We start from the raw sequence: 26,838 nt of genomic DNA on the forward strand, positions 1-26,838 counted from the left end.
GTTTAGACTTTAATTTTTCAGAATAAACTAGGGATAGGATTTACGAAAAAGACATGTAATTACGTTAAATCGACAAAATCTATACAAGAAAACGCACATTATGGAAGGATTCACAGAAGGGATGTAGAATACAGAAATATGCAAAACATCAACAACATATTAGTTGGTGTAGATGTATATCCCGTGAAGGCTGAAATTGTGCAAGTTGGAGCGGAATTTCATGTCGGAATTTTGTTTGTCGCATCATATGCTCATCCTTTAAGGAAATAGCAAGGCAATTGGATCTTTGTAGATACTGAACAAAATGGAGTTGATTGTTATATGGATCAACATGCAAATGTTACAGATCTCAAGATCAAACAGTATATGTGGCTTGCTACTCTTCTTGTAAAAAGGTGTATATGTATTGTTTCTAAGAGATACATTTGTAACAGATGAGCAAATGTATACAATTTTATATAGCAAGTATGTATATGCGATTTATGCAGATAAAGGACCTATAGGAAAGGTTCAAAATCGTTTATACAATGTAATCGGCAACACTTTCTAACAAGTTTAGAAAAATATTGTCGAATTATAAAGGAATTTTTTAATTTATATCGAATACAAAATACGACACGGAGATGGAGTTATGGGGAACAGAATTCCCGAAGAAGTTGTTGAACAAATTCGGACATCATCCGATATTGTAGAAGTGATTGGTGAATACGTTCAACTTAGAAAACAGGGGCGTAACTATTTCGGCCTTTGTCCATTTCATGGTGAGAATTCTCCTTCATTCTCTGTTTCATCTGATAAGCAAATTTTTCATTGCTTCGGATGTGGAGAAGGTGGAAATGTATTTTCCTTTCTAATGAAAATGGAAGGACTGGCTTTTACCGAGGCTGTTCAAAAGCTAGGCGAAAGAAATGGAATTGCGGTTGCAGAGTATACATCAGGGCAAGGACAACAAGAAGACATATCTGATGACACTGTCATCATGCAACAAGCTCATGAATTATTGAAAAAGTATTATCATCATTTATTAGTAAATACGGAAGAGGGAAATGAAGCACTTTCATATTTATTAAACCGTGGTATTACGAAAGAGATGATTGAGAAGTTTGAAATTGGTTATGCATCACCTGCTTGGGATGCAGCGACGAAAATTTTACAAAAAAGAGGTTTATCGCTGTCTAGTATGGAACAAGCTGGCCTTCTAATAAGAAGTGAGAAGGATGGTAGTCATTACGATCGCTTCCGTGGAAGAGTTATGTTCCCGATCTATACGTTACAAGGCAAGGTGATAGCGTTTAGTGGAAGGGCGTTAGGGGATGACACTCCGAAATATTTAAATAGCCCTGAAACACCGATTTTTCACAAAAGTAAATTGTTGTATAACTTCCACCAAGCAAGACCGTTTATTAGAAAGCGTGGGCAAGTGGTTCTTTTTGAAGGATATGCCGATGTGCTAGCTGCGGTAAAAAGTGGTGTGGAAGAAGCTGTTGCGACAATGGGAACAGCTTTAACTGAAGAACAAGCAAAACTTCTGCGACGTAACGTTGAAACTGTTGTTCTTTGCTATGATGGTGATAAAGCAGGGCGAGAAGCGACGATGAAAGCAGGGCAATTATTGCTAAAAGTTGGTTGCCAAGTGAAAGTCACATCCTTGCCAGATAAGCTTGATCCTGATGAATATGTGCAACAATATGGGACTACCGCTTTTGAAAATCTTGTGAAATCAAGTGTGAGTTTTGTTGGTTTTAAAATAAATTATTTGCGTTTAGGGAAAAATTTGCAAGATGAGTCTGGCAAAGAAGAATATGTGAAAAGTGTTTTAAAAGAGTTATCGTTGTTACAAGATGCGATGCAGGCAGAGTCATATTTGAAGTCATTATCGCAAGAATTTTCGTATTCAATGGAAACACTTTTGAATCAATTGCACCAATATCGCAAAGAACAAAAGGTACAGCAAAAACAAATAAAGCAGGTTGCTAAACCGTCTCAAGTCGTTCAAACAAAACCGAAGTTAACAGGTTTTGAAAGAGCGGAAAGAGAAATTATTTACCATATGTTGCAAAGTGCAGAAGTAGCTGTTCGTATGGAATCCCATATAGAAGATTTTCATACAGAAGAACATAAAGGGATTTTATATGAACTATACGCATATTATGAAAAGGGAAATGAACCTTCAGTCGGAACATTTTTAAGTTGGCTCTCTGATGAAAAGTTGAAAAATATTATCACTGATATTTCGACGGATGAATTTATTAATCCAGAATACACAGAAGAAGTGTTGCAAGGCCATTTGGAGACGCTTAGACGGCATCAGGAAAAACTTGAAAAGATGGAGATCATCTTTAAAGTGAAACAAATGGAAAAAACAGATCCTGTAGAGGCTGCTAAATATTATGTAGCATATTTACAAAATCAAAAAGCGAGAAAATAGCTTTTTTGATAAAGTTTTAGTATAATGAATGTTTGTATCTCGCGTAAGGAGGGGAACAGATGGCTGACAAACCAGCTCGTTCTAAACAAATTGAAACTGAAATGACCCTTGAGCAAGTGAAAGAACAACTCACTGAGCTCGGAAAAAAACGTGGCGTTCTTACATATGAAGAGATTGCAGAACGCATGAATGGATTTGAAATTGAATCCGATCAAATGGATGAATACTATGAATATTTAGGTGAACAAGGCATTGACTTAGTTGGTGATAATGACAACGAAGAAGGCCCTAATAATCGCCAAATTACAAAAACAGAAGAAGAGTTTGACCTCAATGATTTAAGTGTACCACCTGGGGTTAAAATCAACGATCCTGTTCGTATGTATTTAAAAGAAATTGGTCGTGTAGACTTACTATCTGCAGAAGAAGAAATTCGACTTGCAACGCGTATTGAAGAAGGCGATGAAGAAGCGAAACGTCGTCTTGCAGAAGCAAACTTACGTCTTGTAGTAAGTATTGCAAAGCGCTACGTAGGCCGTGGTATGCTTTTCTTAGACTTAATTCAAGAAGGTAATATGGGTCTAATTAAAGCTGTTGAAAAGTTCGATTATCGTAAAGGTTTCAAATTTAGTACGTATGCAACTTGGTGGATTCGCCAAGCTATTACACGTGCGATTGCGGACCAAGCGCGAACAATTCGTATTCCAGTTCATATGGTTGAAACGATTAATAAGTTAATTCGTGTACAACGTCAATTATTACAAGATTTAGGTCGCGAACCGTCTCCTGAAGAGATTGGTGAAGAAATGGATCTTGCTCCAGAAAAAGTACGTGAAATCTTAAAAATTGCACAGGAGCCAGTTTCTCTTGAAACACCAATTGGTGAAGAAGATGACTCCCATTTAGGTGACTTTATTGAAGACCAAGAAGCAACATCGCCTGCGGACCATGCAGCCTATGAATTGCTAAAAGAACAATTAGAAGATGTGTTAGATACACTAACAGATCGTGAAGAAAATGTTCTGCGTCTTCGTTTCGGTTTAGATGATGGACGAACTCGTACGCTTGAAGAAGTTGGGAAAGTATTCGGCGTAACGAGAGAGCGTATCCGTCAAATTGAAGCAAAAGCACTTCGCAAATTAAGACATCCAAGTCGTAGTAAGCGTCTTAAGGATTTCTTAGAATAGGTTATTTTTTAAGTTTACTTCACCTTTGTGAAGTAAACTTTTTTATTTTGTTAATTTTTGTTAAAATTTAGCTATCGGCAACGATTACAATTTCTTGTAATTTATTTTACAGAATTGTCTTTTGATTTGCAAATGCTCATTTTTCGATTTTTCGATTAATTTTGTTTATTCTATACAAAAATATATGTAGAAAAGCGAAAAATATGATGAGAAACGTTAATAATTATCGAAATAATAAGCTATATGACAATAAAAAACAATAAACTGAATTTATGGAATATTTTTAACAAGTAGTAGTTTTCTCTTTTCTGATAGAGCGTTTTCAAGTACAATGGAAATGACTGAATCATCTAACTATTTAGGGGTATAGAGGGGGGAGAAGAGATATGAAACGTAATCCGCTGATTCCGTTCGCTCTTATTGCAGCATTGGGTATTATCGTTATGTTTGTATTTTCATTTCAGGGGCTAAATAAATCTAAAGAGTTAGCTGATGCAAAAAATGGCGGGAAGCCAGCACAAACAGCATCAAAACCAGAGGATATTGTGAAGCAAAGCTGTACGAGCTGCCACGGTGATCAGTTACAAGGGGCAGTAGGACCTAACTTACAAAAAATTGGTGGGAAACTTTCAAAGGATGAAATTAAAGAAATTCTTTCGAAAGGAAAGGGCAATATGCCTGCTAATATAGTTCCAGCTGATCAAGCCACTAAAGTAGCTGATTGGTTATCGAAGAAAAAATAAAGTTCCGTATGACAAGTCTTTTGCTTATGCAAAGGGCTTGTTTTTCTATATTTTCTAAAATACGATAAATGATAGAGAAGTGAATTGTTGTTATAGGCTTGCAACAACTACTATAAATTCATTATCATGGAGACAGACTGACAAGAGAAGGAGTAATGGAAATACATGAATGAAGTAAAGCTTTCAAAACGATTAGAAGAAGTTGTGCGTGAAATACCGGTAGGATCTACAGTTGCTGATATTGGATCGGATCATGCGTATTTACCGTGTTATACAATTATAAATAATATTGCTACAAAAGCAGTTGCTGGAGAGGTTGTAGATGGACCGTTTCGCTCTGCACAAGCAACTGTAGCTGAAAGTGGCTTGCGAGATAAAGTAGATGTGCGTAAAGGGAATGGATTAGCTGTTATAGCGCCAGGAGAAGTAGATGTAATTACGGTTGCTGGAATGGGTGGAGCGTTAATTCGTGACATTTTAGAAAGTGGTAAAGAAAAATTAGAAGGTGTAACACGTTTAATTTTACAGCCGAATATTGCAGCACATCATATTCGTGAATGGTTTGTTGAAAATGGTTGGGAGCTTATCCATGAAAAAATCGTAAAAGAAGATGGGAAAATTTATGAGATTTTAGTAGGAGAGCGAGGAAATGTCGAAGCACCTTACTCGGAAAATAAACAAGCGGGATTGTTTATGGGGCCATTTTTAATAAAAGAAAAAAGTGAAGCTTTCGTTGAAAAATGGGAAGGGGAATTGAAAAACTTCCAAAATATTTTAAAACAGTTAGAACGTGCGGCTAATTCTGAAGAAACAAAAGCGAAACGTGCAGAAGTAGAAGCGAAAATGAAAATGATAGGGGAGATTTTATCATGAGTAAAATTCCAAACGGCCATGAAATTATTTCTTTATTTGAAAGTATGTATCCGAAGCATCTGGCGATGGAAGGAGATAAAATTGGTCTGCAGATTGGAGCGCTTAATAAATCTGTACAACACGTATTAATTGCATTAGATGTAACGGAGGAAGTTGTGGAGGAAGCGATTCAATTAGGGGCGAATGTCATTATCGCGCATCATCCTTTAATTTTTAATCCGTTAAAAGCGATTCATACAGATAAAGCGTACGGAAGAATTATTGAAACGTGTATTAAAAATGATATTGCCATTTATGCAGCGCATACAAATGTGGATGTTGCCAAGGGCGGGGTAAATGATTTACTTGCTGAGGCGTTAGGGTTGCAAAATACAGAAGTTTTGGCACCGACATATGCAGAAGAAATGAAAAAAGTTGTTGTGTTTGTGCCAGTAACTCATGCAGAGGAAGTACGAAAAGCATTAGGAGACGCAGGTGCTGGTCATATCGGCAATTATAGCCACTGTACGTTTAGTAGCGAGGGTACAGGTACGTTTGTACCTCAAGAGGGGACAAATCCTTATGTAGGGAAAACTGGACAGTTAGAGCGTGTAGAAGAAGTGCGGATCGAAACGATTATTCCAGTTTCACTACAACGAAAAGTGATTAAAGCAATGGTAACGGCACATCCATATGAAGAAGTAGCGTATGATGTGTATCCACTTGATAACAAAGGCGAAACATTAGGGCTTGGGAAAATAGGATACTTAAAAGAAGAAATGACACTTGGACAGTTTGCAGAACATGTAAAGCAATCATTAGATGTAAAGGGTGCACGAGTTGTTGGGAAATTAGATGATAAAGTGCGCAAAGTAGCTGTACTTGGTGGTGATGGTAACAAATACATCAATCAAGCTAAATTTAAAGGAGCAGATGTATATGTAACAGGTGACATGTATTATCATGTTGCTCATGATGCGATGATGCTCGGTTTAAATATAGTTGACCCAGGACATAACGTTGAAAAAGTAATGAAGCAAGGTGTGCAAAAGCAATTACAAGAAAAAGTGGATGCAAAGAAACTCAATGTACACATTCATGCTTCGCAATTACATACAGATCCATTTACATTTGTATAAGAAAAATAAAAACCGTTGCTCATATAGGCAACGGTTTTTATTATTGTTCTTTTTTCACTTTTACACGAGGTAATATTTTTTGTAACGGTACTTTTCGAACTCTCTCCCATGTAGCGGGATTCATTGGGTCATATTGATCTAAGAAAGCGATAACTTCTTTTGTAATTGGAGTTGGAGTAGAAGCACCTGCTGTAACAGCTACGTTTTCTACACCTTGTAGCCACTCTAATTTAATCTCACTTACGTCTGCAACGCGGTATGCTTTCGTACCGGCAATTTCTTGTGACACTTGTGCTAAACGGTTTGAGTTGTTACTTTTCGGATCACCGACAACAATTGTTAAGTCTGCAACATCAGCTTGTTTAGCGACAGCTTCTTGGCGAACTTGAGTTGCTAAACAAATTTCTTTATGGAATTCTGCTGTTGGGAATTTTTTTTGAATGTCCTCCATTAAATGTTGAACATCCCATTGACTCATCGTTGTTTGATTCGTTACTAAAATTTTATCTGTTGGGATTTCTAATGTTTTTAAATCATCGGCTTTTTCGATAAGGTGAACGATGTCAGGTGCAATACCAACTGCGCCTTCTGGCTCTGGATGATTTTTTTTACCGATATAAATGACATGATACCCTTCCGCTTTCTTAGCTTCGATAAGGTCATGTGTCTTGGTAACATCTGGACAAGTGGCATCGATTGTTGTTAAACCTTTTTCTTTTGCGCGTTGTTTAACTTCTGGAGAAACACCGTGTGCAGTGAAAATAACAGTACCAGAATCAATTTTATCTAAAATTTCTAAGCGACTTGGACCGTCTAATGTGATGATTCCATCTTCTTCAAAAGCGTCTGTAACATGTTTATTGTGAACAATCATACCTAAAATATAAATGGGTCTCGGCAATGATTTATCTAATGCGGCGTTACGTGCAATTACCATTGCATCGACAACACCGTAGCAATAACCACGAGGGGAAATTTTAACAATTTTCATATGAGTAATCCTCTCCTTCTAAACAAGGGATACTTTTGTGCATAGTCTTTTACATTATAAAGGAGGAGTGGATAGAAAACAAAGGATTGTTACACATATAGTTTTGGTTTTGTTGCTGTTTTTTGAACAGGCTCCTCTCGTAATTCTTTTTCTATGACTGGCTCAATCACTATTTTTTTTCTTTTTCTTTTTTTTTGTGGAGGAGGTGGAGTTGCTACCTCAACCTTTTCTGTTATGTCTTCAGCCTGATTTTTAGTTGAATCTTCTTCCGTACTTTTTCCAGAGGTGAGGATTTTAACAATGCTTGGTAGGTTACGCATAATAGGGCCGTACTGTTCGACGACAGGGCTTACAGATTGAACGACTTGGGATACTTTTTCTATATTGTTTATCATATTAGTTGGATTCGAAATTAAATTCGCAAAAAAACTGCCGATGCCGCTACTGGATGCTGCTGTAGTTGTTGCACCGCCGCGCGTTTCGTTTGATTCGTACATTTGAGGGGGAATCATTTGCTCTGGATGCTGCTGCATATATGGTTGATATTGCTGTGAGTACTGCTGTGGGTATTGCTGTTGATATTGGGGTTGATATTGTTGTCGATATTGAGGTGGCGGTTGCTGGTGCTGGTGCATCATTGGTGGCGGTCCTTCCATTTGTCGATAAGGCGGAACCATTTGCATGTAAGGTTCGGTTGGATCGTGTTTTTTAAAGAGTTTAGCAAGGAACCCTTTCTTTTTTTGTGCCATCGGTGGTAGTTGTGGAATTGGATATGGTGTATAAGGTTGCTGCCCTTGATTTGGATACATTTGTCTTGTGGGGGATTTTGGAAACATGTGAGAAATCCTCCTTTCTTCAGTTAGGTATATACACATACAATATGCAATAAGGGGGAAGAAGGTTAGTTTTTGAAGGGAAAACCTAAACTAAAGATGGATTTTACTTGTAGATTTCGATATAATGTAGACTTGACTGATTTGTGCGCGCAGTAGAAATTTAGAAAGAAGGTGTAACTTATGACACAACAAACTTTTACACAGTATGATTTTAAACCATTTTTAATAGATGCAGTTCGTGAACTACGCTTTACAGAGCCGACAGGAATTCAGCAGAAAATTTTCCCGGTCGTGAAAAAAGGTGTAAGTGTAATTGGACAATCCCAAACAGGTTCTGGGAAAACACATGCATACTTACTTCCTACATTGAACAGAATTAATGCAAGCCGTGAAGAAGTACAACTTGTTATTACAGCACCTACTCGTGAGTTAGCACAACAAATTTACGAAGAGATTGTGAAATTAACAAAATTCTGTGCGGAAGATCAAATGATTACAGCGCGTTGTTTAATTGGTGGAACTGATAAACAACGTTCAATTGAAAAGTTGAAAAAACAACCTCATATCGTAGTCGGGACACCAGGACGTATTAAAGACTTAGTAGAAGAACAAGCATTATTTGTTCATAAAGCAAATACGATTATTGTCGATGAAGCTGACTTAATGCTTGATATGGGATTCATTCACGATGTAGATAAAATTGCAGCACGCATGCCTAAAAACTTGCAAATGCTAGTTTTCTCTGCAACAATTCCTCAAAAACTAAAACCGTTTCTGAAGAAATATATGGAGAATCCAGAGCATATTCATATCAATCCAAAACAAGTTGCAGCTGGAAACATTGAACACTATTTAGTGCCTTCTAAACATCGTAATAAAATTGATTTAGTGAATAAAATGCTACTTCAATTTAAACCGTATTTAGCAGTTGTTTTCACGAATACGAAAAAAATGGCAGATCAAGTTGCTGATGGATTAATGGAACGCGGCTTAAAAGTTGGACGAATTCACGGGGATTTATCACCACGTGATCGTAAAAAAATGATGAAACAAATTCGTGACCTTGAATTCCAATATATTGTTGCGACTGATTTAGCAGCACGTGGTATTGATATTGAAGGAATTAGCCATGTTATTAACTATGAACTACCATCAGATTTAGATTTCTTCGTTCACCGCGTTGGAAGAACAGCACGTGCGGGGCATTCTGGTATTGCAGTGACGATTTATGATCCAGCAAACGAGGAAGCATTAGATAGCTTAGAAAAACAACGTCATATCGAGTTTAAACATGTAGATTTACGCGGAGATGAGTGGGCGGATTTAGGTGAGCGTCGTCGTCGTAAGAGCCGTAAAAAACCAAATGACGAACTTGATGTTATGGCAACGAAAGTTATTAAAAAACCGAAAAAAGTAAAACCAAACTATAAACGTAAACTTGCAACAGAACGTGACAAAGTGAAGAGAAAATATAGCAATAAAAAAAGATAAGGGGTTTCCCTTATCTTTTTTTAATCCCGCTAATTTAAATGAAGAGTATAGTCTGTTTAAATACTCATATAAATTTGTGTAGTGCGTCTTTTGTGAACAAACAATTCACTACATATTTCTACAAATTATGCTATCATTATATCTATTGTATATTGAAGAGGTGATTGTATGTTAAAGATTGGATCTCATGTTTCCATGAGTGGTAAGAACATGTTATTAGCAGCAAGTGAAGAGGCTGTTTCATACGGTGCAACAACGTTTATGATTTATACAGGTGCACCGCAAAATACACGAAGAAAACCAATTGAAGAATTGAACATAGAAGCAGGAAGAAAACATATGGAGCTGAATGGTATTGAGGAAATTATCGTCCATGCGCCGTATATTATTAATGTTGGGAATACGACGAAGCCAGAAACATTCCAATTAGGTGTAGACTTCCTTCGTATGGAAATTGAAAGAACATCGGCATTAGGTGTAGCGAAACAAATTGTTCTTCACCCAGGAGCGCACGTTGGTGCTGGAGCAGATGCTGGTATTCAACAAATTATTAAAGGGCTTAATGAAGTACTAACGCCAGAACAGACGGTTAACATTGCGTTAGAGACGATGGCAGGAAAAGGAACAGAATGTGGTCGTAGCTTTGAAGAAATTGCAAAGATCATTGATGGCGTAAAATATAATGAAAAGCTATCTGTATGCTTTGATACGTGTCATACGCACGATGCAGGATATGATATTGTAAATGACTTTGACGGTGTATTAAACGAATTTGATAAGATCGTTGGTATAGATCGTTTACAAGTACTTCATATTAATGATAGTAAAAATGTACGCGGAGCAGGAAAAGACCGTCATGAAAACATCGGATTTGGTCACATTGGGTATAAAGCGTTGCATCACATTGTACATCATCCACAGTTAATGCATGTACCAAAAATTCTTGAAACACCGTATGTAGGGGAAGATAAAAAAGATAAGAAGCCACCATACAAATTGGAAATCGAAATGCTGAAAAACGGTACTTTTGATGAAGGGCTTCTTGAAAAAATTAAAGCGCAATAAGGAGGGGATTTCCCCTCCTTATTTTAGTAATTGCTGAAATAATGTATTTACTTGTTGGGCAGTGGCAGGGGAAGTTACTTTTGCGATCTGTTTTAAGAGCTCTAGTCGCTCGTTGTTATCGTAAATATTAATATTTTTACCTTTCATAAGTAAAACGATTTGGTCAGCTTGTGCAGTCGTAATAGAAACTTCATATTCTTTGCTATATTTTAATAACTCTTTTGTAGAAATATGATTTAATTTTTTATTAACAATTTGTTTAATGAGGTTCATCTTATTATCCTCCTTCACGCGTTCTTCTATCGAAATATATGAGCATATAGCTTGTACATATTCGTATAGAGTTTCTTTTTTCATGAGGAAAAGAAGCGTATGTTATAATATAAGGACAAAACTACAGAAAAAGAGTAAAGGGAGGACCTATGGAGCAAAAGCAACATCGAAAAGAAAGTGTTATTCATCTCATTTATCGTTTAGTTATGATTATTTTTGGGGCAGCATGCGCGGCGGTAGCAATTGAACTATTTTTAATGCCAAATAAAATTATTGATGGTGGAATTATTGGTATTTCTCTTATATTAGATTATCTTACTCCTAATATTTGGTGGTTAAGTTTTTCTACTTTAGTCGTTGTTCTCAATATCCCATTTATGTATTCGGGTTATAAGCAAATTGGAAAAACATTTATGTTATCTTCGGCATTTGGTATTGTAGCACTAGCATTCATTGAGTCAACGTTACATGCGGTGCCACCGTTTACAACAGAGCCTATTTTAGCGACTGTGTTTGGTGGTCTTATTTTAGGTCTTGGTGTAGGACTTGTAATTCGTCATGGTGGATCGTTAGATGGAACTGAAATTATGGGGATTTTATTAACGAAGAAATTACCGTTCTCTGTTGGTGAATTCGTAATGTTTGTGAACTTATTTATTTTTGCATGGGCAGCATTTGTGTTTGGTGTGGAACAAGCGATGTATTCTGTTATGACGTACTATATTGCATTTAAAACAATCGATACAGTAATTCAAGGGCTAGATGAAACGAAAGCAGTTTTAATTGTATCTGATCAATATGAGGAAGTATCAAATGCGATTTTACATCGACTCGGCCGTGGAACTACAAAGCTTGTAGCAAAAGGTGGTTATACAGATAAAGAAAAAGAAGTTATTTATGCAGTTGTAACGCGTCTAGAAGTGACGAAGTTAAAGTCAATTGTGCATGAAATTGATGAAAATGCGTTTGTTACGATTATGAGCACGCAAGAGACAAATGGTGGTAAGTTTAAATCGGCTATTCACTAAACGTATATAGGAATATTTTTCGAAAGCAGAGAATTTTTCTCTGCTTTTTGTTATAATAGTAAGGTTTCTTGAAAAAATAGATATATTTTAGGCAGATTGGTTTACAACTATAATAAGCTGTACTATAATTCAAATAGATATAAATCGGAATCATTCTGAATTAAAATAGGTGAGATGCTATGAATAATATATTAGAGATTGAAGGTTTAACATTCCGATACGAAGATCGGAATGTGTTAGAAAATATTAATTTGCAAGTTCCGAAGGGAGCTTTTTTAGGTTTAGTGGGACCGAATGGTTCAGGTAAATCAACTTTACTTAAGTGTTTATTAGGCGTTTTAAAGCCAAAAGAAGGAAGTATTCGTGTGTTTGGCGTTGATAGTAAGAAGTTTAAGGAATGGAATAAAGTTGGTTATGTATCCCAAAAAGCAAATAGTTTCAATTCTGGTTTTCCAGCAACTGTTTCTGAAGTTGTGTCAATGGGACTTGTTTCGAAAAAAGGGCTTTTTCGCTTTTTCACAAAAGAGGATAAGAAAAAGGTAGAAAAAGCAATTGCTGATGTAGGGATGAGTGAGTTTCAAGGTCGTAATATTGGAGAGCTTTCTGGTGGACAGCAACAGCGTGTATTTATTGCTCGTGCGCTCGTTAGTGATCCTGAATTGCTTATTTTAGACGAGCCTACTGTTGGAATCGATGTAAAAAATGTGGAAAGTTTTTACGAAATATTAGAGGATTTAAACAAAAGGCTCGGGATCACATTAATTCTTGTTACTCATGATATGGGAGCTGTTACCGAAAAAGTAACACATGTTGCATGCCTAAACCAACATCTACATTTCCATGGAAATGTAGAGAAGTTCCGAGAGTTAGAAGATGCAGAAATGTCCGTCTTATATGGACATCATGTTCATCGTTTAGAACACGAACATGAGCATCACGGGAGGATATAATGATACAAGATTTTTTACAATATGACTTTTTACGTAATTCTTTATACGCAGGTATTTTAATTGGACTTGTTGCACCACTAATAGGTGTGTTTGTTGTTATTCGTCGTTTATCTCTTATTGCGGATGCATTAAGTCACGTGACGTTATCAGGTATTGCAGCAAGTTTATTACTTGAAAAAACCATTTTTACAGGTGGATTTTTAAACCCCTTATATATGGGGATGGTTTTTTCAATTGGTGGAGCGCTATTAATCGAAAAGTTAAGAACTGTATATAAGCACTATCAAGAATTAGCAATTCCGATTATTCTTTCGGCAGGGATGGGAGTTGGAGTTATTTTCATTTCACTTGCAAATGGATTTAACACAGACTTATTTAGTTATTTATTTGGTAGTGTCAGTGCTGTAACAAGTACGGATTTAATTATTATTGGGATTGTAGCAATTGTTGTTGTTGCGACAATTATTTTATTATATAAAGAGCTGTTTCTACTATCATTTGATGAGGAATACGCAGTATCAACTGGTTTAAGAGCGAAATGGATTCACTTTATTTTCATTATATTAGTTGCTCTTGTCATTGCAGTATCAATGCGTGTAGTAGGGGTTCTTCTCGTATCATCATTAATGACGTTACCAGTTGCAGCAAGTATTCGTATTGCTAAAGGATTTAAACAAACAATTTTCTTTTCCATTTTATTTGGTGAAATTGCAGTAATTGGTGGAATGTTTGCTTCGTATCAACTTGATCTAGCACCAGGTGGTACAATTGTTATGATAGCAGTTCTTATTTTAATCGGTGCGATTTTATGGAAGAAGAAAAAAACTGCATAAAGTAGGGATAGGTATGAATCTAACAGAAGCTTTACGCCTAATGAAGGAAAAAGGATACAAACATACTGGAAAAAGAGAAGAGATGCTCAGATTATTTGCAGCACATAATCGTTATTTAACTGCGAAAGACGTTTTAGAGCATATGAAAGACGATTATCCAGGGCTTAGTTTTGATACGATTTATCGTAACTTAACAGTTTTTGCTGAGATTGGTGTTTTAGAACAAACGGAATTAAATGGTGAAAAACATTTTCGTTTCACTTGTTCTATTATGGAACATCATCATCATTTTATTTGTTTGGATTGTGGTGGGACGAAAGAGATTACTTCCTGCCCAATGGATTTTATGAATAAAGATTTTACTGGTTATGAAGTAACGGGTCATAAGTTTGAAATATATGGTCGTTGTCCAAAATGTGCAAAGTAAAAGCTCGTCGGTTATATAACTGACGAGCTTTTTTACGTAGAAAAGAAGGTTGCTCACAAATATTGTGGCAACCTTCTTTTTATTGTTCTTGTGTCTCTTTTTCTTTTTCTCGTTCAGCAGCCATTTCAGCAGCAATTACGTCGATTTCTTTTTTCAGTTCTTCTACCATTGTTTCTTCTGGTACTTTACGAACGACTTGCCCTTTACGGAATAATAATCCCTCTCCACGTGCACCAGCAATACCGATATCAGCTTCACGAGCTTCACCAGGACCATTTACAGCGCAACCAAGTACTGCAACTTTAATTGGTACTTGAAGTGTAGAGATGTATTCTTCCACTTCGTTAGCGATGCTAATTAAATCGATTTCAATACGACCACAAGTTGGACAAGAGATAAGTGTCGCTGCGTTAGACGCAAGACCGAATGATTTTAATAATTCACGAGCAACTTTTACTTCTTCAACTGGATCAGCACTTAATGAAATACGTAGTGTATTTCCGATGCCTTTACTTAAGATTGCTCCAAGACCAGCGGCACTTTTTACAGTTCCAGCAAACAATGTTCCAGATTCTGTAATACCTAAATGTAATGGGTAATCAAAAGCGCGAGCAGCTTTCTCGTATGCTTCGATTGCTAAGTTAACATCAGAGGCTTTCATAGATACGATAATATCGTGGAAATCTAAGTCCTCTAAAATTTTAATATGATGTAGCGCGCTCTCAACCATACCATCAGCAGTTGGGTATCCGTACTTTTCTAAAATGTGGCGCTCTAATGAACCAGCGTTTACACCAATACGGATTGGAATACCGCGCTCTTTTGCTGCATTTACAACAGCTTCTACTTTATGGCGACGCCCAATATTACCTGGATTGATACGTACTTTATCAATGCCACCTTCAATTGCTTTTAAAGCAAGGCGATAATCAAAATGAATATCAGCAACAAGTGGAATGTTGATTTGTTTTTTTATATCAGCAATAGCATTAGCTGCGCGTTCATCTGGAACGGCAACGCGGACGACTTGACAGCCAGCTTCTTCTAAACGCTTGATTTCAGCAACTGTTGCTTCAACATCATGTGTTTTTGTTGTTGTCATACTTTGTATAATTAATTCATTATTACCGCCAATTGTTAAATTACCGACTTTAACTGGACGTGTTTTTGTACGATGAGTCATTTCATTCACGAATAGATCGCTCTCCTTATAAAAGAAGTTTCTTATTTAGTCCCTCATATCAATGATAGTATACGTGATATAGGGCTATAGAAACCGAAGTGCTCGGTTTCACTTTTACTATTGTATCAGCGCCTTTATGTAATTGACAAGGATTAAGTGATAGCTTATTGATATAACGGGAATTTATAAGACTTTCCAATTTGTATTTTTGTAGCAGATGTACTTTTGTTTAATTGTTTAAAGTCGTCAATGACTTTTTCTATGGAAGGAATTTTTTTCTTGTTAATTTGTTCTGTAATAGAAAGAACTGTCTCGCCAGTTTTTACTTCAATTGTTTTATAAGATGTATCCGTTTCTTTTTCTGTTTTATTCTCTTTATTTTGTTGGCTGTCTGTGTTTTCTTTTTTTATCGTTTGGGCAGCAGTTGTTTTTTTATATGAACTTAACATCGGTAAAGTACCGATTTTTATATCGTAATAAAATATATAACCGAGAACAAGCACGAATAGGAATATACCTAACCTCTTCATATTCTTCACTCCTTTGCTAGGAATATATGCTTGTCCAAAAAAAAAATGCCTATTTAGGCATTTTTTTATTTTTCTTTCGGTTGGGGTACCTCTTTAATCGTTAAGTATAGAACGATTAAAACAACAGCGATATAAATGAATGTTGCCCCAGGTACGACGATTTTGAATAAATCCATAATCATGAAGAAAATGGTTGGGATTGTGTAGCTGTATGCAGTTAGTGTCCAAACTTGTTTATAGGATAGTTTACGTTGACCGCTCATAGCAGAACCGATGAACGCAAGTAAAGTCACGCCTACAAAAGTGATGAATAATTGGAATAGGTACACTAAGAATCCAATAACAAATAATAAAATTGGATAAATATTATCGAATAAAGAAATAAATTCTTGTAGATCTTTTTTCTCAAGAGATGCACCTAACAAATCGTTATAAGAATACGTTTGTGTTTGACCATTTCCCATAGAGACTACTTTATCTTTTAAAACAAATAAACCTGTTTTATTTTGATATTTTTCTAGGTCTGTTGAATTTGGATCAAATACGAAAAGTGCATTTCCTTCTTCTTTTTCAATAGGCTGATCAATATCGGCTTTTAGTTCGCCATTTTCAATTTTAAAATCAGGTAAATCTTTATCGATGACTTGATTTACCATGCCTACACCATCTTGGATAAAACTACCGTACAAAAAAGTTCTTGGAATAGTAGTAATTAAGCAAAGTAGCATAATATACAAAATGGTTTTACCGATTTTTTGAAAACGGAATAGCGCCATATCTTTAGGCGAGTATATGCTTTTTACGAATTGGGTAAATATGGACATAGATTCACTTCCTTTATGTATGTATAAAATCATTGTAACGTAGGAATCTAGAGAATCTCAAGATATATTATATTTACATATAGTGGAGATAACTAAATTTCTTTTTATTAACTTTCTTCTTTTAAATAAGAAAAATACAATTGACACTTTTCTTTTCTATATGGTAAATTTATCTTACATTTCTTAAAGGGCATATCCGATAGGAATTCCTTTATTTGATATGTTGTTATATACATAATTGTGGACCCTTAGCTCAGCTGGTTAGAGCAGACGGCTCATAACCGTCCGGTCGTAGGTTCGAGTCCTACAGGGTCCATATCCATTTCGCATGTTTATTATGTTAGCAGGAAGCTTCCTTGTAGAAGGAAGCTTTTTTTACGGAATATATGAGCATTTTAATTGAAAAGAAGTGGGAATTTTGCTACTTTAATGATAGCAAGACAATGTGATTTATTTGTTTGCACCCTATGGCAATTAGGGTAGAATGAAGTTGTATGTCACTTAAGTGGCAATACATAAACTGGGAGGAATATAACAATGGCAAAACACGAATTACCAAATTTACCTTATGCGTATGATGCTTTAGAGCCTCACTTTGACAAAGAAACAATGAACATCCATCATACAAAACATCACAACACGTACATTACAAACTTAAACGCTGCTTTAGAAGGTCATGCAGAATTAGCTGACAAAAGCGTAGAAGAATTAGTTGCAAACTTAAACGAAGTACCAGAAGCAATCCGTACAGCAGTACGTAACAATGGTGGCGGACATGCTAACCATACATTCTTCTGGACAATCCTATCTCCAAACGGCGGAGGACAACCTGTAGGTGAACTTGCAACTGCAATTGAAGCAAAATTCGGTAGCTTCGATGCATTCAAAGAAGAATTCGCAAAAGCTGGCGCAACTCGCTTCGGTTCTGGTTGGGCTTGGTTAGTAGTAAACAATGGTGAGCTAGAAGTAACAAGCACTCCAAACCAAGATTCTCCTTTAACTGAAGGTAAAACGCCAGTTATCGGTTTAGATGTTTGGGAGCATGCTTACTACTTAAACTACCAAAACCGTCGTCCAGACTACATCGGTGCATTCTGGAACGTTGTAGATTGGAACGCTGCTGAAAAACGTTACCAAGAAGCAAAATAATTGTAATAAATATAGAAAAAAGCTAGGGGAGAACCCCTAGCTTTTTTTCTATGCTTTCCTTTTACATAATTGGGCTTGTCTTTGGAAGACTAGAACATGAAGTAAAGGAGAGTTGTGTATGAAGTGGAAACATATAATTGGTGACGTTGAAGTGAATCGGGATTTAGTGTTATTGCTCCTTATAGGAGGTTTATACACGCTCGCAATTTCTTTATCGAATACGTTTGTAAATATTTATTTATGGAAACAAACACAAAATTATGTGAATCTTGGCTTGTATAATTTGGCCAGCGTTATATTACAGCCTCTCACATTTCTTGTAGGGGGAAAATTAGCGAAACGTATCGATCGCTCGATTTTATTACGAATAGGAGTAGGAACGCTCGCAATTTTTTTTATTGTTGTCTTAGTAGCGGGGAAAAGTGCTTCTCAGTATATTTTATTAATGGGGGCTCTTTTAGGAGTAGGATACGGTTTTTACTGGTTGGCTTTTAACTTATTGACATTTGAAATTACAGAACCAGAAACAAGAGATTTCTTTAATGGGTTTCTTGGACTTCTTACATCCTTCTCTGGGATGATCGGACCAATAGCAGCAGGATACACAATTTCACGTATGGAGAAATGGAGTGGTTATACTGTTATATTCTTTCTTTCATTAGTTCTATTTGCAATTGCTGTCGTCTTAAGCTTCTTTTTATCTAAAAGAGAATGTGAAGGGCGTTATGAAATCGTGCAAGTATTGAAAGAACGACGGATTGATAAAAACTGGGGAAAGATTACACGAGCTCATTTTTTCCAAGGATTGAGAGAAGGAACGTTTATTTTTGTCATTTCAGTATATGTTTATTTAGCAACTAATAGTGAGTTCGCATTAGGGAAATATAGTTTAGTGAACTCTGCTGTATCCTTTGTATGTTATTACTTAGTTGCTCGTATGTTAAAGAAGGAGTGGCGAAAAAAAGCAATTTTACTTGGAGGCATTATTTTATATGCTGTCGTCTTTTTAGTTATTTTCAATGTTACATACACGAAATTACTTATTTATGCGGCATGTATTGCGATTGCATATCCTATTTTACTTGTTCCGTATGGATCAATGACATATGACGTAATTGGTAGAGCGAAAAATGCGAGAGAATGGCGTGTGGAATATGTCGTTGTTCGGGAGCTGTGGTTAAACGCCGGAAGAATCTGTTCTATTTTAAGTTTTTTATGTGCTGTACTATTCTTTCCACCTGAAAAAAGTTTACCTTACTTATTATGTATTTTAGGTGCTGGACATTTTCTTATTTATTTTGCAGTTAAAAATGTCAAATATGATGAGGGAAATGCGAGTAAAACAAGTGTTGTAACGCAAGGGAACGCGCAAAACCAAACTGAACCAGAAGGTTAACTTCTCGTTTGTTTTATGCTAGAATAGAAAAAGATGTAAGACAGCAGTGAGGACACCTGTATGAAGGTGTCCCTTTCACATTACATAGCTGTTGGTAGAGGGGGTTTGTATGAGCAAGAAGCAGAAGCAAAATAAGAAAAAGACCCACGTTCCTTTTCGGTTAAACGTGCTGTTTTTCTGCGTGTTTTTAATGTTCTCCGCGGTTATTGTAAGGCTCGGATATGTACAAATTGTTCGCGGTGAAGAATATAAGAATGAAGTGGAGAAGAAAGAAAACTCAACGATAAGTAATCCTGTACCGCGTGGGAAAATATTTGACCGTTATGGGCGACCTGTAGTAGATAATGCAGCCATTCGTACTATTACATTTACAAAAATGAAAGGATCAACTGCAGAGGATCGCTTAGAAACAGCGAAAAAGCTAGCAGATTTGATTGAAGTACCGACAGATAAATTAACAGATCGCGATAAAAAAGATTATTGGCTTGCTATGCATAAAGAGGAAGCTAAAGAAAAAATTACGAATAAAGATCGTCAAGAGTTTAAAGATAAAAAAATTGATGATAAAGAATTAGACGAGCGTCAGCGCAGTCGTGTAACAGAAGAAGAGATTAATCAATTATCCGCAAAAGATCTAGAAATACTAGCGATTAAGAGTAAGATGGATGGCGGATATGCAATGACACCTCAAGTTCTTAAGAAAAATGCAACAGATGAAGAATATGCGATTATTAGTGAAAATTTAGCGCAATTGCCGGGAGTAGATACAAGTGTTGATTGGGAACGAAAATATGCATATGATGGTGATTTGTTCCGAAGTGTACTTGGTGGTGTAACAACTTCTGACGAAGGTTTACCAAGAGAAAGACTAGATTACTATCTTGTTCGTGATTATAATCGAAATGACCGAGTAGGAAAAAGTTATCTTGAACAACAGTATGAAGATAGTCTGCACGGTACGAAAGCAGAAGTTAGAAATGTTACAGATAAAAACGGTAATATTTTAGAAACGATTAATGTATCAAAAGGACAAAGTGGTAATGACCTGAATTTAACGATTGATATGGAATTACAAAAGCGTGTGGAGGATATTCTTACGAAGAATTTAATGAGATTTAAAGGAAGCGAACCTCTTTTAGATCGCGCATTCGTTGTAATGATGAACCCAAAAAATGGTGAAGTTTTATCTATGGCTGGGAAACAATTAGTTAACGAAGATGGTCAAACGAAAGTAAATGACTTTGCATTAGGTACCATGACAAGTTCTTATCCGATGGGGTCAACTGTAAAAGGTGCAACAGTACTTACTGGATATCAAACTGGTGCGATTCAACCAGGTTCAGTACAATTGGATGAACCAATTAAATTAAAAGGTACACCTACGAAGTCATCTTGGAAAACGATGGGATATATTAATGACCTTACAGCTTTAAAAATGTCTTCTAACGTTTATATGTTTAAAACAGCGATGAATATCGCCGGTGTTCAGTATGTGAGAGGTGGTACGTTAGATATACCTCAAAAAGCATTTGATACGATGCGTTATTATTTCGGACAGTTTGGACTTGGTGTAAAAACAGGAATTGATTTACCGAATGAATCTGCTGGTCAGATGGGGAGAGGTAGTCAACCAGGTTTCTTACTAGATTTATCAATTGGACAGTATGATACGTATACACCGCTTCAATTAGCGCAATATATTTCGACGATTGCCAATGGTGGATATCGTATGCAACCACAAGTTGTAAAAGAAATTCGTCAACCGGCAGTGAAACCAGATGAAGTTGGGAAAGTTGTTCAATCTATGGAACCGAAAGTATTAAATCGTGTTGATATGCCAGAATCGCAAATTAAACGTGTTCAAGAAGGATTTAGACAAGTGTATAATGATTCAGGTGGTACAGCTACCAAATACTTTACAGGTGCAAAATATAAAGCGGCAGGGAAGACAGGTACCGCGCAAACTGTGTATGGCGGAGATAAAGAGATTGGTAGAAAGGCAAATGGTGAACGTGTGGAAACATATAACTTAACATTAGTAGGTTATGCGCCACTTGAAGATCCAGAAGTAGCATTCTCTGTTGTTGTTCCATGGGTACATGATGATAAGACTGGTATTAATGGATATATTGGTCGTGAAATTATGGACGCCTACTTTGATTTAAAAAACCAAGAAGTAAATGGTGAAGCTCCAAAAGATGATAAAAACAATAAAAATAAAGATCAAGATGATGAATAAAAAAATTTTAAAAAAGCACACTATCTGAAAAGATAGTGTGCTTTTTTTTATGGTTTATGCATATCGTGTAATAAATGTGGACAAGTATACAATATTGGGAAATACGCGGCCTTATAAATAATACTTGTATATGATGAGATAGGGGATAACTGTTTTATAGGGAAATTATCAGAGAAAATGAATAACTACTACCGATTAAAATTGTATCCCGCTATTAACGGGCAGTAAGACCCCCATCTCAAAATTCAGCGAAAGCAAAAAAGTTAGGTGGGGGTCGGGCTGTCCGTAAAAGCCCGATTGGTGAGGGCTGATTAAAGTTTCACTTTATCGTATGTTGATTTTTGTGGAACTTTACAAAACTTTTACAAACAATTAAAACCGAATTAATAGTTTAGCAGTATTCTTATATCTGTAATCCTGTTATTTCCGGTTACTTCTAGGAGGAAGAACACGTGAAATGGATGCGTACACCGATTATAATTTTCGTACTATCGATATGGTTCCTCTGTTTTGAAATGTCTACTGCATTTGCTTTAAATGATATGGGAGAAGTGAGAGTTGATGGATCCTCAACGGTTTTTCCTATTATAGAAGCAGTAGCGGAGGAATATACAAAGGTGCATCCAGACGTGAAAATTTCCATCAGTGTTTCTGGAACTGGAGGAGGATTTAATCGTTTCAGTAAAGGAGAAGTAGATATAAATAATGCTTCGAGAGTAATGAAACAAGTCGAGAAAAATGAGATGAAGAAAAACTCTATTCAGTTCACACCTTTTGAGGTCGCTAACGATGGTCTTACAATCGTTGTGAATCGGCACAATACATGGGTAGACGATATGTCAGTAGACGAGTTACGTTTACTGTGGAGTGAAGATGGAAGAGAGAAGCGATGGTCACAAATTCATTCAACATGGCCACGTGAACAAGTGAAGTTTTATGCACCAGGCGTAGACTCTGGTACTTATGATTATTTTCAAAATGTCATCTTACAAAATCATCGCATTGTAAAAAAAGTCTCTTTGTCTGAAGATGATCAAGTTATTATGCAAGGGGTAATGAATGATAAACATGCCATTGCTTTTGTAGGATATGCTTATTATATGGCTAATCGAGATAAGGTGAAAGCAATAAAAGTGAATGGTGTATTTCCGACGAAAGAGACCATTCAGTCAGGTAAGTATAAGCCGTTATCTAGGCCGCTACTTACTTATGTGAATAATGCATCTATCCGAAATAAAATGAATGTAGCAAACTATGTTGAGTTTATGATTCAGCATGTTGGTAACCTCGCTGAAGAGGTCGGGTATGTAAAATTAAGAAAAGAAAAATACAATGAACAGCTGCGTATGTTAACAGAAATAAAAAGGTAATGTCAGGGTGGAAAGGGGTTTTCATCTTTGGCTCATAATGACAAAAGTCAAATTACATTTTCTGTACAACATTTGATTGAAAGAAATACAAAACAAAGAAAAAAAACGCAGCGAATCAATCGAATAATGCCTTTGTTACTAAAAATAATTGCTAGCGTTTCTATTGTTACGACACTTGGAATTGTTTTTACGCTCTCTAATGAAACAATCATGTTTTTTCAAAAAATATCATTGTACTCCTTTTTGACGGAGAAAGAATGGTTACCGTTTTTTGAAAATCCTAAATTCGGTATATTACCACTTATATGTGGAACGTTCCTTGTAACAGCAATCGCTATGTTTGTAGCAATTCCTATTGGTTTAGCGTGTGCCGTATTTTTAAGCGAATATGCTTCAAATAGTGCACGGAAAATATTAAAGCCGATGTTAGAGCTATTAGCAGGTATCCCGACAATTGTATATGGTTTTTTTGCATTAACAATTGTTACGCCGCTTTTACAAAGGATTATACCAGATTTACAGTTTTTTAATGCGATTAGCCCAGGAATCGTTATCGGATTTATGATGATGCCTACAGTTGCATCTCTATCTGAAGACGCGATGAGAGCTGTGGCGAAAGGGACGAAAGAAGCTTCATTAGCACTCGGAGCGACGCGGTTTGAAATGGTAAAACAAGTGGTGTTTCCGTCCGCTTTTACAGGGATTATGGCAGCAATTATATTAGCGGCTTCGCGTGCAATTGGTGAAACGATGATTGTTGTAATTGCGGCAGGATCCACACCAAATGTATCGCTTGATCCGACACATTCTATTCAAACGTTAACAGCCTATATTGTGCAAGTAAGTTTAGGTGATGCTCCGCATGGAACGATTACGTATTACAGCATGTATGCTGTAGGTGCAACATTATTTTTGTTTACTTTTATTATGAACATCATTTCGCAGTCAATTATGCGCCGTTTTAGGAGGATGACATAATATGCGGATGTTGAATCATAAAAAAATACAAAAAAACATGGCATCACGCTTTTTAAAAGATCGAATTTACAAATTGTTATTTTATATAGCGATTTTATTTTCAATCGTAATTTTGTTTGTGTTACTGTTTCAAATTGTTGAAAAAGGTATAAGCTATCTTTCAATAGATTTCTTTACAAATTTCGCTTCACGTAATCCGAAAGAAGCTGGTATTGCTGCAGCTTTGTCAGGGACAATATTATTTATGAGTATTGTTATACCTGTTTCTTTTATATTTGGAGTTGGAACAGCCCTTTATTTAGAGCAATATGCGAAGGAATCTCTATTTAAAAAAATAGTAGAGATTAATAATCAAACATTAGCAGGAGTACCATCCGTTGTATTTGGATTGCTTGGTTTAACTATTTTTGTATATGCTCTTCATTTAGGAGAGAGTATAGTTGCAGCAGCACTGACGATGAGTTTACTCGTCTTACCAACAGTTGTTGTGGCGAGTCAAGAAGCAATCCGATCAGTACCAAGTGCATTATTAGAGGGTTCTTACGGATTAGGTGCTACGAAGTGGCAAACGATGTATCAAATTGTATTGCCATATGCTTTCCCGGGGATTATAACGGGCTGTACGTTAGCGATATCAAGAGCAATTGGAGAAGCAGCACCACTATTAGTTATTGGGGCACTTGCGTTTGCAAATTATGTTCCATTTAGTATGTTTGATAGATTTACAGTTTTACCAATTCAAATTTTTAATTGGATGAGTAGGCCACAAGAAGAATTTCAGTATGTAGCAGCAGCTGGGATGATTGTTTTGTTAGGTTTGTTGCTATTTATCAATATATTTGTTTTATGGTTACGAAATCGAAAATAAGTTGGAAGTGGATGAAAGGGGAATTCAAATGGTAGCAACAGTAGTAAATGTACAGGTGAAAAACGAAGAGAAAATCGAGACTGCGCCAAAGAAAGTAGTATTTGATACGAAAAACTTAAATTTATGGTATGGGGAAGACCATGCTTTAAAAGATATTAATTTAAGTATTCATGAGAATGAAGTTACAGCAATTATCGGTCCAAGTGGCTGTGGTAAATCAACGTACTTAAAAACGTTAAATCGCATGGTAGAGTTAGTACCGATCGTTCGAACTACAGGTGTAATTGAGTATAGAGAACGCAATATATTTGATAAATCATATCCAGTTGAAGAATTAAGAACGCACGTAGGAATGGTGTTCCAAAAGCCAAATCCATTTCCAAAATCTATTTATGAGAATGTAGCATACGGTCCAAAAATCCATGGTATTCGTGACAAAAAGACATTAGATGAAATTGTTGAGAAAAGTTTACGCGGAGCAGCGATTTGGGATGAGTTAAAAGATCGTTTGCACGATAATGCATACGGTTTATCTGGTGGACAGCAACAGCGTCTATGCATCGCACGTTGCTTAGCTATTGAGCCAGACGTTATTTTAATGGATGAGCCAACATCGGCACTAGATCCAATTTCAACATTAAAAGTAGAAGAATTAATTCAAGAGTTAAAGAAAGACTTTAGTATTGTTATCGTAACGCATAATATGCAACAAGCAGCGCGTATTTCAGACAAAACCGCTTTCTTCTTAAGCGGGGAAGTTGTGGAGTATACAGATACAAACAAATTATTTACGACGCCTTCAGATAAGCGTACAGAAGATTATATTACAGGTCGCTTTGGTTGATATCGTTGCAAAGCTAAGAGAAAATGCCCTCTTAACAGAGGGCATTTCTTATTTTTATCTCACTTTAATAGGGAAGTAATACCTTCTCTTTATCTTAAGGTTTATTACAAGCGTAAGAGGTTATGTAGGAGATTTATCCCGCTATTTGCGGGCAGTAAGACCCCACCTCAAAATTCAGCAAAAGCAAAGAAGTTAGGTGGGCAGGCGGCCTGTAAAAGCCCGATTGATGAGGGGTGATTAAAGTTTCACTTTGTATATAATGGCACATAATATTGAGGGGGAAGAAAAAATGGTAAGAGAACAGTTTCAAGGTGATTTAAAAGTGTTACAGCAAAAGGTGATTGAGCTTGGCGAATTAGCAAATGCGGCTTTATTGATTGCTATGGAAGGTCTGCATACAAGGGATGTAGAGAAAGCGTTAGAGGTCATTGATGGTGATTACCGTATGGATAATTTAGAAGAGGAAATAAACGATCTTGCGCTTATGCTCATTACGAAGCAGCAACCTGTAGCAAGTGACTTAAGAAGGATCTTTATTTCAATTAAAACAGCGACAGATTTAGAGCGTATTGCAGATCATGCTGTTAATATTGCAAAGGCTACAATTCGTCTTGGGGAAAAAGAAGTGGCTGTTAGTTTGCACAACCTGGATGAAATGTTTGCGGTTGCAAATAAGATGTTGCATTTAGCGTTAGAAGCATATGAACAAGAAAATTTAACTTTCGCGAAACAAATTGCTGAAATGGATGATTCCGTTGATGAAATATATGGAAAAGCAATTCGTGAGTTTATATCTTCAGTTCCGGAACAACCAGAAGCAATTACGCAAATTACACAATTATCATTTGTGGCGAGATATATTGAGCGTGTAGCAGACCATATTACAAACATTGCTGAAAATGTATTTTATTTAGTAAAAGGAAAGCATTATTTATTGAATGAGTAGGAATGAAAGTAGGTGATGAGAAATCACCTGCTTTTTTTAGTCAAAACATGACAAAAAAAGCTCGTTGTTTCCTTTAGTTTATGATGATAAGATGTATCATAATGTAATGGGAAAATTAGTATATATGTTGTTCGTTAATAAGTATTATTTATCAATTAATAGTAAGCGCTTTCTTGTCGTTTGAAACGTACGTTTTTATAGGTGGGAAATTTAATTATAGGGTCTTTTAAATGAGGATTCGTTTAACTAATCAAGTTTATGCTGCTAG

General features: G+C 36.2%; 27 protein-coding genes and 1 tRNA gene. 22 read left to right on the forward strand and 6 right to left on the reverse strand.

Features of this window, described 5'->3' with window-relative positions; translation table 11 throughout:
• The first annotated feature begins 138 nt into the window (after window positions 1–138).
• The 7 genes from IBT51_RS27200 to IBT51_RS04070 all read left to right on the forward strand — a co-directional run bounded on the left by IBT51_RS27200 (window position 139) and on the right by IBT51_RS04070 (window position 6,349).
• On the forward strand, window positions 139–270 hold the full coding sequence (locus IBT51_RS27200; protein ID WP_002024806.1) for a hypothetical protein: 132 nt from the start codon (window positions 139–141) through the stop codon (window positions 268–270).
• A gap of 136 nt (window positions 271–406) precedes the next feature.
• Entirely contained in the window at window positions 407–550 is a 144-nt protein-coding gene (locus IBT51_RS04045) for a hypothetical protein (RefSeq protein ID WP_000479733.1), read from the forward strand.
• A gap of 81 nt (window positions 551–631) precedes the next feature.
• Complete coding sequence (gene dnaG, locus IBT51_RS04050) at window positions 632–2,428, forward strand: DNA primase (protein ID WP_000528221.1); 1,797 nt, start codon at window positions 632–634, stop codon at window positions 2,426–2,428.
• 59 nt (window positions 2,429–2,487) lie between these two features.
• On the forward strand, window positions 2,488–3,615 hold the full coding sequence (gene rpoD / locus IBT51_RS04055) for an RNA polymerase sigma factor RpoD (protein ID WP_000764066.1): 1,128 nt from the start codon (window positions 2,488–2,490) through the stop codon (window positions 3,613–3,615).
• A 386-nt stretch (window positions 3,616–4,001) separates the two neighbouring features.
• Window positions 4,002–4,358, forward strand: a complete 357-nt coding sequence (gene cccA / locus IBT51_RS04060) for a cytochrome c550 (protein ID WP_000828142.1) — start codon at window positions 4,002–4,004, stop codon at window positions 4,356–4,358.
• 165 nt (window positions 4,359–4,523) lie between these two features.
• Window positions 4,524–5,231, forward strand: coding sequence for a tRNA (adenine(22)-N(1))-methyltransferase (locus IBT51_RS04065; RefSeq protein ID WP_088022799.1), 708 nt, complete (start codon window positions 4,524–4,526; stop codon window positions 5,229–5,231).
• Window positions 5,228–6,349, forward strand: coding sequence for a Nif3-like dinuclear metal center hexameric protein (locus tag IBT51_RS04070; RefSeq protein WP_088022798.1), 1,122 nt, complete (start codon window positions 5,228–5,230; stop codon window positions 6,347–6,349). The genes IBT51_RS04065 and IBT51_RS04070 overlap by 4 nt, the downstream gene beginning before the upstream one ends.
• A gap of 40 nt (window positions 6,350–6,389) precedes the next feature.
• On the opposite strand, the gene IBT51_RS04075 is transcribed toward IBT51_RS04070, so the two are convergent.
• Both IBT51_RS04075 and vrrA read right to left on the reverse strand, forming a co-directional pair.
• Complete coding sequence (locus tag IBT51_RS04075) at window positions 6,390–7,340, reverse strand: 4-hydroxy-3-methylbut-2-enyl diphosphate reductase (RefSeq protein WP_000706657.1); 951 nt, start codon at window positions 7,338–7,340, stop codon at window positions 6,390–6,392.
• Between the two features lie 89 nt (window positions 7,341–7,429).
• The gene (gene vrrA, locus IBT51_RS04080) at window positions 7,430–8,176 is read right to left on the reverse strand and encodes a VrrA/YqfQ family protein (RefSeq protein ID WP_000484179.1); all 747 of its coding nucleotides are present in this window, start codon (window positions 8,174–8,176) and stop codon (window positions 7,430–7,432) included.
• 180 nt (window positions 8,177–8,356) lie between these two features.
• On the opposite strand from vrrA, the gene IBT51_RS04085 reads away from it, so the two are divergent.
• Both IBT51_RS04085 and IBT51_RS04090 read left to right on the forward strand, forming a co-directional pair.
• Window positions 8,357–9,667, forward strand: a complete 1,311-nt coding sequence (locus tag IBT51_RS04085; protein ID WP_000194023.1) for a DEAD/DEAH box helicase — start codon at window positions 8,357–8,359, stop codon at window positions 9,665–9,667.
• A gap of 168 nt (window positions 9,668–9,835) precedes the next feature.
• Window positions 9,836–10,732: a deoxyribonuclease IV gene (locus tag IBT51_RS04090; protein WP_000912471.1), complete on the forward strand. Its 897-nt coding sequence runs from the start codon at window positions 9,836–9,838 to the stop codon at window positions 10,730–10,732.
• An 18-nt stretch (window positions 10,733–10,750) separates the two neighbouring features.
• On the opposite strand, the gene IBT51_RS04095 is transcribed toward IBT51_RS04090, so the two are convergent.
• Window positions 10,751–11,005 carry a DUF2624 domain-containing protein gene (locus IBT51_RS04095; RefSeq protein ID WP_001048958.1) on the reverse strand — a complete coding sequence of 85 codons (255 nt, stop codon included), beginning with the start codon at window positions 11,003–11,005 and terminating at the stop codon, window positions 10,751–10,753.
• Window positions 11,006–11,154: 149 nt separating this feature from the next.
• On the opposite strand from IBT51_RS04095, the gene IBT51_RS04100 reads away from it, so the two are divergent.
• From IBT51_RS04100 to IBT51_RS04115, 4 genes are all read left to right on the forward strand, one after another.
• Window positions 11,155–12,033, forward strand: a complete 879-nt coding sequence (locus IBT51_RS04100) for a YitT family protein (RefSeq protein WP_000435960.1) — start codon at window positions 11,155–11,157, stop codon at window positions 12,031–12,033.
• Between the two features lie 179 nt (window positions 12,034–12,212).
• The gene (locus IBT51_RS04105) at window positions 12,213–12,983 is read left to right on the forward strand and encodes a metal ABC transporter ATP-binding protein (protein WP_001059662.1); all 771 of its coding nucleotides are present in this window, start codon (window positions 12,213–12,215) and stop codon (window positions 12,981–12,983) included.
• Window positions 12,983–13,816: a metal ABC transporter permease gene (locus IBT51_RS04110; RefSeq protein WP_000613817.1), complete on the forward strand. Its 834-nt coding sequence runs from the start codon at window positions 12,983–12,985 to the stop codon at window positions 13,814–13,816. Before IBT51_RS04105 ends, IBT51_RS04110 begins: the two co-directional genes overlap by 1 nt.
• Window positions 13,817–13,829: 13 nt before the next feature.
• The gene (locus IBT51_RS04115; RefSeq protein WP_001054516.1) at window positions 13,830–14,243 is read left to right on the forward strand and encodes a Fur family transcriptional regulator; all 414 of its coding nucleotides are present in this window, start codon (window positions 13,830–13,832) and stop codon (window positions 14,241–14,243) included.
• A 79-nt stretch (window positions 14,244–14,322) separates the two neighbouring features.
• On the opposite strand, the gene ispG is transcribed toward IBT51_RS04115, so the two are convergent.
• The 3 genes from ispG to yqgB form a co-directional block, all read right to left on the reverse strand.
• On the reverse strand, window positions 14,323–15,426 hold the full coding sequence (gene ispG / locus IBT51_RS04120; protein ID WP_161114734.1) for a flavodoxin-dependent (E)-4-hydroxy-3-methylbut-2-enyl-diphosphate synthase: 1,104 nt from the start codon (window positions 15,424–15,426) through the stop codon (window positions 14,323–14,325).
• Between the two features lie 164 nt (window positions 15,427–15,590).
• Window positions 15,591–15,956, reverse strand: coding sequence for a protein YqfZ (gene yqfZ, locus IBT51_RS04125; protein ID WP_000825415.1), 366 nt, complete (start codon window positions 15,954–15,956; stop codon window positions 15,591–15,593).
• Window positions 15,957–16,021: 65 nt separating this feature from the next.
• Window positions 16,022–16,780, reverse strand: coding sequence for a protein YqgB (yqgB, locus tag IBT51_RS04130; protein ID WP_000021895.1), 759 nt, complete (start codon window positions 16,778–16,780; stop codon window positions 16,022–16,024).
• Window positions 16,781–17,022: 242 nt separating this feature from the next.
• Between yqgB and IBT51_RS04135 the strand changes: the two genes are divergently transcribed.
• The 9 genes from IBT51_RS04135 (at window position 17,023) to phoU (ending at window position 26,570) form a co-directional block, all read left to right on the forward strand.
• Window positions 17,023–17,096 (forward strand) — tRNA-Ile (locus IBT51_RS04135).
• Between the two features lie 221 nt (window positions 17,097–17,317).
• Window positions 17,318–17,929: a superoxide dismutase [Mn] gene (sodA, locus tag IBT51_RS04140; protein WP_001052031.1), complete on the forward strand. Its 612-nt coding sequence runs from the start codon at window positions 17,318–17,320 to the stop codon at window positions 17,927–17,929.
• 118 nt (window positions 17,930–18,047) lie between these two features.
• Window positions 18,048–19,325: an MFS transporter gene (locus IBT51_RS04145; RefSeq protein ID WP_023523062.1), complete on the forward strand. Its 1,278-nt coding sequence runs from the start codon at window positions 18,048–18,050 to the stop codon at window positions 19,323–19,325.
• A 109-nt stretch (window positions 19,326–19,434) separates the two neighbouring features.
• Window positions 19,435–21,564 (forward strand): peptidoglycan D,D-transpeptidase FtsI family protein, encoded by a 2,130-nt coding sequence (locus IBT51_RS04150; RefSeq protein ID WP_098678671.1) that lies wholly within the window; start codon window positions 19,435–19,437, stop codon window positions 21,562–21,564.
• A 461-nt stretch (window positions 21,565–22,025) separates the two neighbouring features.
• Window positions 22,026–22,934 (forward strand): PstS family phosphate ABC transporter substrate-binding protein, encoded by a 909-nt coding sequence (locus tag IBT51_RS04155; protein ID WP_206702091.1) that lies wholly within the window; start codon window positions 22,026–22,028, stop codon window positions 22,932–22,934.
• A 27-nt stretch (window positions 22,935–22,961) separates the two neighbouring features.
• Complete coding sequence (pstC, locus tag IBT51_RS04160; protein WP_000940904.1) at window positions 22,962–23,912, forward strand: phosphate ABC transporter permease subunit PstC; 951 nt, start codon at window positions 22,962–22,964, stop codon at window positions 23,910–23,912.
• A gap of 1 nt (window position 23,913) precedes the next feature.
• Entirely contained in the window at window positions 23,914–24,780 is an 867-nt protein-coding gene (pstA, locus tag IBT51_RS04165) for a phosphate ABC transporter permease PstA (RefSeq protein ID WP_029443309.1), read from the forward strand.
• A gap of 28 nt (window positions 24,781–24,808) precedes the next feature.
• Window positions 24,809–25,624, forward strand: a complete 816-nt coding sequence (gene pstB, locus IBT51_RS04170; protein WP_000226681.1) for a phosphate ABC transporter ATP-binding protein — start codon at window positions 24,809–24,811, stop codon at window positions 25,622–25,624.
• Window positions 25,625–25,913: 289 nt separating this feature from the next.
• On the forward strand, window positions 25,914–26,570 hold the full coding sequence (gene phoU / locus IBT51_RS04175) for a phosphate signaling complex protein PhoU (RefSeq protein ID WP_000251246.1): 657 nt from the start codon (window positions 25,914–25,916) through the stop codon (window positions 26,568–26,570).
• Window positions 26,571–26,838: the final 268 nt, after the last annotated feature.

The organism is Bacillus sp. S71, from assembly GCF_016625265.1.
Taxonomy (GTDB): Bacteria; Bacillota; Bacilli; order Bacillales; family Bacillaceae_G; genus Bacillus_A; species Bacillus_A cereus.